Origin of the sequence: Anaerovibrio lipolyticus (genome assembly GCF_021531495.1) — a bacterium.
Classification (GTDB): domain Bacteria; phylum Bacillota; class Negativicutes; order Selenomonadales; family Selenomonadaceae; genus Anaerovibrio.
Window position 1 is genome coordinate 93,016 of record NZ_JADYTY010000004.1, and the last position, 8,702, is coordinate 101,717.

An 8,702-nucleotide genomic window follows, 5' to 3' on the forward strand; every position below is an offset into this window, starting at 1 on the left:
AGGGAGATTTTGTAATATGAGCAACAAGGATTTAGTTTTGGAAATACCATATGGCACCAGAGATTTTTTGCCTAGAGAAGCAGCAGAGAAGCGGGCCATTGAAGGAAAAATCGCGGAAACCTTCAAGCGCTGGGGATATGATGAGGTAGCTACTCCTACGATTGAGTTTCTGGACACCCTTACTATGGGTAATGGCAGCAATCTTGAATCAAAGATGTTCAAGCTGTTTGACAAAGAGAATCGTACTATGGCCCTTCGGTATGAAATGACTACTCCTATTGCTCGTGTAGTGGCCAGCAGATTGGTGGATGATTTGCTGCCATACAAATTGTCCTATATCAGCAGTGTTTTCAGATACGAAAAGACTCAGACTGGCCGGCAGTGCGAATTTCATCAGGCTGGTGTGGAGCTGATTGGCAGTTCCAAGGCAACTGCAGATGCAGAGGTTATAGCTTTGGCTGTTTCCATTATGCAGGAGGCAGGGCTAAAGGATTTTCAGATTTGTCTGGGCCAGGTAGAGTTTATTAACGGCTTAATGCAGCAGTGCTGTATTCTGCCTAAGCAGCAGGAGCAGATAAAGCAGGCCATCGAAAGTCGTGATTTGGTGGCGTTGAATGCTATTGTGGACAATACAGAGCTGCCAGAGGCCGCCAAGGCTATGGTAAAACAGCTGCCTTTGCTTCACGGCGATAGGAAGGTGCTGTATAAGGCCTATAATATGGCCATGAATGAGCAGTCCCGCCGGGCCTTGGATAATTTGACCGAGATTTATGAATTACTGGAGGCATATGGTGTAGCTCAGTATATTACCTTTGATTTGGGTGTTATTAGAGATTTCAGCTATTACAGCGGTATGGTATTTGAGGCTTATACTCCAGGGCTGGGCTATCCTCTCTGTGGCGGCGGCCGTTATGACCATATGTTGACGGATTTTGGTCGGGCATTGCCAGCAACTGGCTTTGCGGTAGGTATTGAGCGTATCCTGCTTTCCTTGGAACGACAGGGATTGGCCAAGCCTGCAATTGCAAAGAATGTTTATGTGGCCTATGTTCCTGGCAAACAGCAGGAGGCTATCAAGCTGGTGCAGGATCTGAGAAATCAGGGCAAAACCTGTGAACTGGCCATGTCTGCCTGCCTGGAACTGGAGGCGGATGCTTACAGACAGGAAAAAGGCTACAAGGAATTGGTTTTCATTAAGTAAAATGATAAAAGGGGCGGCTGCTGAAAGAAGGGCAGGAAACCTTATGTTTTATAGAATAAAGCAGTTTGTGGCAGGGGTTATGGCCCAAGGCCCCAATAGTGAAGAGCGTTTGCGCATAGAGAAGATTTTGCCACCAAAGGCAAGAGAATTTTTTTATGGTATGAATAGAGGGGATCAGCGCCACAGCCTACAAGTAATGTATACAGCGGAAGCCCTGTGGGCTAGCTGTCAGGATAATGAGGAAAATCGAAATTTGCTTTTGCGCTGCTGTCTTTTGCACGATATAGGACGAGGCAAGCAGATGGGGCCTATTCGTAAAACCTGGGCGGTTATTTTGGACAAGATTCATCCTATTTGGGCCAGACGTTATGGACGATGTGATTCTCAGAGCTATATCCGGGGCCTTTTGTATCGTTATTATCATCATGGAGAGATTAGCGGTGAAATGTTGATGTATATTGGCATGGTGTCAGAAGCCAAAGTGGTAGCTAGACATCACAAAAAATCTGCCACAGGCCTGCCGGAGATAGAGACTCAAGTGTGGAAAATATTGCGTCAGGCAGATAGCGTTAATTGAAAAATTTGAGATATGTAAAATAATTGGAAGTAATTTCTGCCAAAAAGAGGATTTTGCTTATCTATAGCGAATATAGAGTAGTGAGAAATTTTAGGAAAGAGGCAGATTTTTATGCAATACGAAGCTGCAATATTCGATTTGGATGGAACATTGATTAATTCAATAGATGATCTGGCTGATAGCTGTAATGAAATGCTGATAGCCTATGATTTGCCTGTCCATAATGTAGAGGATTATAAATACTTTGTTGGCAACGGTGTCGCTAAACTGGTGGAGAGAGCTTTGCCAGAGAAGCAGGCTCAGGACAAGGAGTTTTATGAAAAGGCATTGGCTAAGTTTCGGGCTATTTATAATGGCAAGGTGCTGAATAAAACCAGAGCCTATAGCGGTATCAGGGATATGCTGGCCAAACTGATGGAAAAGGAAATACCTATGGCGGTATGTACCAACAAGCCAATGGAAGCGGCTAAGACCATTATTAATATTCTCTTTGAGCCAGGCACCTTCAAAATGGTGATTGGGGATAGGCCAGGACATCCTCGCAAGCCGGATCCTACTACTGTGCTGGAGATTACCAAGGAATTAGGGGTAGAGCCAGACAAGGTAGCATATCTAGGAGATAGCGGCGTGGATATGCAGACAGCAGTTAATGCGGGGTTCTTGCCAGTAGGCGTTCTGTGGGGCTTCCGTCAAAAGGAAGAGCTGTTGGAGAACGGAGCCAAGCTGCTGTTGGATAAGCCAACGGATTTGCTGTTCCAGGTACATTTCAAGGCAAAGAAATAAACAAAATCAAACTCGTCTTGCAGGCAGAGGTGTAAGGTCTAAGGGCTGGGCCTCTGCTTGTAAAGGCGAATTTTTTTGTTTATAATAGTAATAATTGCTGTGCTATGGACTTTGGAGATAAGATTTTTGGATTGTAGAAGGCAGGTGGGAAATAATGGGAACTAATATTGTGTTGATGCACAAAAATATTTCTGTAGCAGAATATGAGATTGATGCTGATACTGGTAGAATTATGAGCAGTATCAAAGTGTTGGAAAAGGAACATTTGCCACTGCCAGTGCAGTTTAATCTAAAAAATGATTTTACTGCCGTAGATGCCTTGCAAAATTGGATAGCCTGTAGGAGCATACCACAATCCAGATGTGCTTTTACAGAATTTTTGGAGAAATTTAAGGTTAGTACTCCAAGTGCTGCAGCCTATAAAAGTCTGGGCTTGAATCTTTCTGATCAATATTGGTTTAAACCTCAGAGTGAGGAGATTAATTGGCAGGATATTAATCTTTTTGACAATGAGTTTGTTAAGCAAAATTTTGAATCTAATGCGTGGTTAAATGATAGTATTGTATCACCAGATAGCAACTCTAATGGTGAATTGCCAAAGTTTTGGTGTGTGGAGAACGGAAGCAGATTGCTGTATAAACAAGGCTCTGGGCCATTATTCCAACAGCCACATAATGAAGTGTTTGCAGCTAGACTGCTGGAGAAATTTAAACTAAAGCATGTAGATTATCAACATTGTAAAATTGGTAATAAATCATATTCTGTTTGTGAGACATTTATCCAGCCGAATACGGAATATATACCAGCTGTGGACATTCTTATGGCCAGGAAAAAGACGAATAACGAAAATGCTTGGCAACATTTTTGGCACTGTGTAGAATTATTGGGGATAAATATTGAAAAGTGTGATATAAATAATATGCTTTTATTTGATAGGATTATCAATAATATTGACAGGCATTACGGAAATTTTGGCTTTATTCGTAATGCGGATACGCTGGAATTTCAAGGATTTGCACCTATTTTTGATAATGGCAACAGCCTGTGGTATAATGTTTCAGATTTTGAAATGATAACGACCAATCAGCCAGCGAAGCCATTTAGGAAAAATCATGAAAAGCAGGTGCAACTGATAGATTTTGTAAATATGGATTTTAGTGACTTAAGCAGCGATTTTGTAAGTCACACTGTATATGATGTTTTTGCAACAGCTGTTAGGACAGGAAGAATAACAGAAAATAGATTGGAAAGCATTGTGCGGAATGTTAATTACAATATTAAGATTAGTAAAATGAGACTTATTCAGTGGGAGCTTTAGACTCCCACTGAATTTAGTCGAATAAATCCAGAGCCTTACGAGTGCTTAACTCTCTCCTAAGAGGATGGAGCCTTAGCACCCGTTAGCATGGGGTAAAAAATATGGCAAATGTATGTAAAAATGTTGAACTGTGGAGGAGAGAACATGGCAAAAATACCTGTAGAGGCAGGCAAGGAATACGAGATTGAAATAGGAAGTTTGGGCAGCAGTGGTGAAGGTGTAGGCCGTTATAATGGTTTTACCGTCTTTGTGCCGGGCGCACTGCCTCAGGAAAAGGTTAAGGTAAGAATTTTAGAAGTCAAAAAGACCTATGCTGCTGGCAAACTTTTGAAGGTGATAGAAGCCAGTGAGGATAGAGTAAAGCCGGAATGTCCTATTTATGAAGCATGTGGTGGCTGTCAGCTGCAGCATATCTCCTATAAAGGACAGTTAAAGCTGAAACAGCAGCAGGTACAGGATGCCTTGGAAAGAATTGGTCATCAGAAAAATTTAAAGGCATTGCCTACCCTGGGGGCGGAGAATCCTTGGAACTATCGCAATAAGGTAGCTTTCCCTGTAGGACGAGAAAAAGGCAAGACCATTATTGGCTGTTTTGCCAAGGGAACTCATCGTATTATAGATGCTTCACATTGTCTGATTCAGGAGCAGGTAAATAATGAGGCCATTACCGCTGTGCGTGAGGTTGTAGAAAAGCTGGGGATTCCTGTCTATGATGAAGATAGGCACACAGGAGTAATGCGTCATGTGGTGGCTCGTACTGGCATTAAGGGCAAGCTGATGGTGGTATTGGTAACTGCTACTCCTAAGCTGTCAAAGGAAAAAGAGATTATCAAAATGCTGCGTAACCGTCTGCCTAATATGGTAAGCCTGCAGCAGAATATTCAGACCTATAGAAATAATGTGATTTTGGGACGGGAAACTAAGGTGTTATGGGGCAGCCCTACTATTAAGGCAGGATTAGATAAATTTGCCTTTAATGTGTCTGCTCGTTCTTTCTTCCAGGTAAATACCAGACAGGCGGAAAGGCTATATGCCAAGGCTTTGGAATATGCCCAGCTTACCGGTCAGGAAACTGTTATTGATGCTTATTGCGGTACTGGAACTATTAGTCTTTATTTAGCCCAAAGGGCGAGAAAAGTCTATGGTGTAGAGATTGTAAGTCCGGCTATTCGGGACGCCCAGAAAAACGCTAGGGAAAACAATATTCGCAATGCGGAATTTATTGTAGGAGATTGTACTAAGGTGATGCCACGGCTTTATCAGCAGGGCATCCGGGCGGATGTAGTGGTGGTAGATCCACCAAGAGCAGGTTGTACTGAGCAGGTACTCAAAACCTTTGCCAATATGAAGCCAAAGAGAATCGTCTATGTATCCTGCAACCCTGCAACACTAGCCAGGGACATTGAGATATTGGAAAAGCTGGGGTATAAAGCAGAAAAAATCCAGCCGGTAGATATGTTCGCCCAAACCAGCCATGTGGAGAGCGTAGCACTAATTAACAGAAAATAAAAATGCCATAAACCCTTGTCCTATAAAGCTTAACGGCATATTTGAGACATATAAAAACAATAGATTATGCTGTGCCAGAAAGACAACATTTTAGTGAATTTCAGCAGGGCAGCATACTCAAAACGATAGTTGGGTATGTTGCTATGCTGATTTTTTGCATTAGGGTAGAGTATGTGGTTGTAGTTAGAAAAATTTTTAATGAGTATCTTGCTGGTAAATCACCGAGGGATATAGCTAATAGTCTTGAAGCTGATGGAATACTTACAGGGGCAGGCAAAGAAAGATGGCGTAGCAGTACCATTTTAAAAATGCTTCAGAATGAGAAATATATTGGTGATAATTTAACACAGAAGACCATCACAGTTGATACCTTAAACAAGGTGCGAAAAGTGAATAAAGGTCAGGAAGATCAATATTATATCAAGAATTCTCATCCGGCAATTATAGATAGAGAAACATTTGAATTAGTTTCCAAAGAGATAATGCGAAGGCGTATGTTGTACCAGGAAAAGAAAAGGATATATGCAAGCAAGTATGCCCTGTCAGATTTTTGTAAATGTGGTAAGTGTGGAAGTAGGTTTTATCGTGTTACAAGGTATACGCCAAAAAAATACTGTGTTTGGATATGTGGCCAGCGATTATATTGTAAGGACGCATGTAAATGTGAGATGAGAATTCTTAAAGAGCAGCAGCTTCAAGAGTATGTAATAGAGGCTTTGAAAGGGAGTGGTATGCCAGTTGAAGATGGATATAGTGATAAGATTGTCAGAAAATACATAAAGAAGGTAGTGATTTATGAGGAATATGTTTTAGTGGATATTTTTGATTAGGCTATTTTTTCATTTTGCAGGAATGATAGGGAAAAGATATTGACTTTCATGCTTATTTATTAGAAAATAATAAGCATAAAAGTTTAGATATGGTTAGGAGTGATAGGTGTGACAGCAATTAATAAAATTCTAAAAATGGCTGAAGATAACAATGGTATGGTCACATCTGCTATGATTGATGCTGCAAATATATCTAGAGGATGCCTTAAATATCTAGTAGATAGGGGAAAACTGGAGAATACTAACAGAGGTATATATGTTTTGGCAGACCTTTGGGAAGATGAGATGTATTCTTTTCAATCAAGATTTGGCAGGGGGATATACTCAGGTGAAACAGCATTGTTTCTCTTAGATTTGACAGATCGTACTCCGATAAGTTATTGCATGACTTTTCCAGCATCTTATAATGTTTCTAGAGCTAAAATGGAAGGAATTATTTGTAGACAGGTAAAAGAACCATTTTATAGCCTTGGTTTAACACAAGTTCAAACCCCTGGAAAGCATAGTGTAAAATGCTACAATATGGAAAAAACATTATGTGATATCTTGCAAACAAGGGCTAATACAGATATTCAGGTAATTAGTGAAGCGTTTAAAAGATATATAATGTATAGTGATAAAAATATACCGCTACTGTCAGAATATGCAAAACAGATGAGAGTAGAAAAACGTGTTAGAAGCTATCTGGAGGTGTTACTGTGAAGAATGCTATGCAATTAAAAGCTAGAATGAAAAAATTATCAAAAGAAAAACATATATCAGCACTATAATGGATATATGGTATGCACAGCAGACCATCGAAAATGGGTGGAGCAGTAACACTCTTGAACTCCATGTATATTGAATTTCTCCCAAATGTGACATAAAATTGGGAGAAAGAAAGCTGCGTTGGGAGAAATAAAGACAACTTATGAGAGAATTTAACTATCACAAATTAGCAGCAAGAACATAGGATAATGAGGTATTATCCTATGTTGCTAAAATACGCGAGGAGGTAATCTTGTGAATAATGATCCTTTTGAAGAATATATAAAACAATCGGAGCCTAGCGCACAAGATAAAGGCTATGCTTGGCATACAGCTATTGGTCTTCAGGCTGTGGATGGCCTAAAACCTTCACAATATCTGATAGAAACAGCTATCAAGAATATTGAGGGCGATATTTCAATTGATGAGGCGCAAACACTGTTAGATAGCTATTATGAAGAAAATCCAAAGCATAGTAGTTCCGATAGAACAGAAGAGGCAGATAAGGTTTCAGTACGAATAGCTAAAATACTGTCAGAAAAAGCATTTAGCTTCACGCCAAATGAATATATTTCCATTCATAGAAAGTTGTTTACTGGCATATATAGTCATGCCGGAAAAATAAGAGATTATAATATTACAAAAAAAGAATGGGTGTTAGATGGTGCAACGGTATTATATGGCAGCGCATCAGAACTGGACGCTACATTGGACTATGATTTCCAGCAGGAGAAGAACTTCAGCTATAAGAATCTGAGTATGGATGAGATTATTCATCATCTGGCTGTATTCATATCCAGGCTATGGCAGATTCATATATTTGGTGAGGGGAATACTAGAACAACGGCAGTATTCTTCATAAAATATTTGAGAATGTTGGGATTTGATGCAACAAATGATATTTTTGCAAAAAATGCTTGGTATTTCAGAAATGCCATGGTTAGGGCTAATTATAATGATTTGAAGAACGGCATACATGAGACTACGGAATATCTAGAGTTGTTTTTAAGAAATCTGTTGTTGGATGAAAAGCATGAGCTACATAACAGAGAAATGCATATTAGTGGCAAATTGGTTCAAAGTGCCAATTCAAATATTTCAAAGTGCCAAAATGGCACTTTGAAATTTACTATTGATGAATTGAGTATTATTAAAATATTACTTTCAGATTCTAAAGTGACTCAGAAGAAGATAGCTGAGTTAACGGGATTGTCGGAGCGTACAGTAAAAAGAAAAACTGTTGAAATGCAGCAAAAGGGCTTTATAATTAGAGAAAATGGCAAGCGTAATGGCAAATGGATTGTTTTGATTGATGCCGAAGAGATATAATTCCAACGATATACTCAACTATGGAGTAGGTAGATATGATTGCATTGTTTACTCATTCTACCCTGTGAAATAAGGTAACTTTTCATTGTCTATACCATCTCGATGCATGTGGAAACAGTATGTTTGCTGTCAAGGAAAGATAAATAAGTGCTGAAAAGTGGATTGTGAATTTCTGTAAAGACAATAATTATCTAACACCAATGGAGGCTAGTTATAGGTAGGTATTTATCGAATAAAGAGTTACAAAAAAGCTTGATAACTACAAATCATCAGAGGAGGAAAACTAAAATGGCAGATAAAAATACAGCCGATATTGGATTTGAAAAACAAATATGTGATGTTAGAATAAAAATAGAGCAAGTCAAGATGAGAATTTCACATAGCCCCAATAGGGGTATAATAGAGACA

General features: G+C 39.6%; 8 protein-coding genes. All 8 read left to right on the forward strand.

Annotated features, from left to right (window positions below; genetic code table 11):
• Window positions 1-16 precede the first annotated feature (16 nt).
• The 8 genes from hisZ to I6E26_RS03225 all read left to right on the forward strand — a co-directional run bounded on the left by hisZ (window position 17) and on the right by I6E26_RS03225 (window position 8,294).
• Window positions 17-1,201: an ATP phosphoribosyltransferase regulatory subunit gene (hisZ, locus tag I6E26_RS03190; protein ID WP_235320389.1), complete on the forward strand. Its 1,185-nt coding sequence runs from the start codon at window positions 17-19 to the stop codon at window positions 1,199-1,201.
• Between the two features lie 43 nt (window positions 1,202-1,244).
• Complete coding sequence (locus tag I6E26_RS03195) at window positions 1,245-1,778, forward strand: HD domain-containing protein (RefSeq protein WP_235320390.1); 534 nt, start codon at window positions 1,245-1,247, stop codon at window positions 1,776-1,778.
• Between the two features lie 111 nt (window positions 1,779-1,889).
• Entirely contained in the window at window positions 1,890-2,561 is a 672-nt protein-coding gene (locus I6E26_RS03200; protein WP_235320391.1) for an HAD family hydrolase, read from the forward strand.
• 154 nt (window positions 2,562-2,715) lie between these two features.
• The gene (locus I6E26_RS03205) at window positions 2,716-3,879 is read left to right on the forward strand and encodes a hypothetical protein (RefSeq protein ID WP_235320392.1); all 1,164 of its coding nucleotides are present in this window, start codon (window positions 2,716-2,718) and stop codon (window positions 3,877-3,879) included.
• A gap of 144 nt (window positions 3,880-4,023) precedes the next feature.
• Entirely contained in the window at window positions 4,024-5,388 is a 1,365-nt protein-coding gene (gene rlmD / locus I6E26_RS03210; RefSeq protein WP_235320393.1) for a 23S rRNA (uracil(1939)-C(5))-methyltransferase RlmD, read from the forward strand.
• A gap of 71 nt (window positions 5,389-5,459) precedes the next feature.
• Window positions 5,460-6,218 carry a recombinase family protein gene (locus I6E26_RS03215; protein WP_235320394.1) on the forward strand — a complete coding sequence of 253 codons (759 nt, stop codon included), beginning with the start codon at window positions 5,460-5,462 and terminating at the stop codon, window positions 6,216-6,218.
• Window positions 6,219-6,326: 108 nt separating this feature from the next.
• Window positions 6,327-6,920 carry a type IV toxin-antitoxin system AbiEi family antitoxin domain-containing protein gene (locus tag I6E26_RS03220; RefSeq protein WP_235320395.1) on the forward strand — a complete coding sequence of 198 codons (594 nt, stop codon included), beginning with the start codon at window positions 6,327-6,329 and terminating at the stop codon, window positions 6,918-6,920.
• Window positions 6,921-7,220: 300 nt separating this feature from the next.
• Window positions 7,221-8,294: a Fic family protein gene (locus I6E26_RS03225; RefSeq protein WP_235320396.1), complete on the forward strand. Its 1,074-nt coding sequence runs from the start codon at window positions 7,221-7,223 to the stop codon at window positions 8,292-8,294.
• Window positions 8,295-8,702: the final 408 nt, after the last annotated feature.

Excerpts from the sequence above, each read along its gene's own strand:
- I6E26_RS03200 (WP_235320391.1), top strand. The coding sequence starts at position 1,890 with ATGCAATACGAAGCTGCAATATTCGATTTGGATGGAACATTGATTAAT.
- rlmD (WP_235320393.1), top strand. The coding sequence starts at position 4,024 with ATGGCAAAAATACCTGTAGAGGCAGGCAAGGAATACGAGATTGAAATA.
- I6E26_RS03205 (WP_235320392.1), top strand. The coding sequence starts at position 2,716 with ATGGGAACTAATATTGTGTTGATGCACAAAAATATTTCTGTAGCAGAA.
- hisZ (WP_235320389.1), top strand. The coding sequence starts at position 17 with ATGAGCAACAAGGATTTAGTTTTGGAAATACCATATGGCACCAGAGAT.
- I6E26_RS03195 (WP_235320390.1), top strand. The coding sequence starts at position 1,245 with ATGTTTTATAGAATAAAGCAGTTTGTGGCAGGGGTTATGGCCCAAGGC.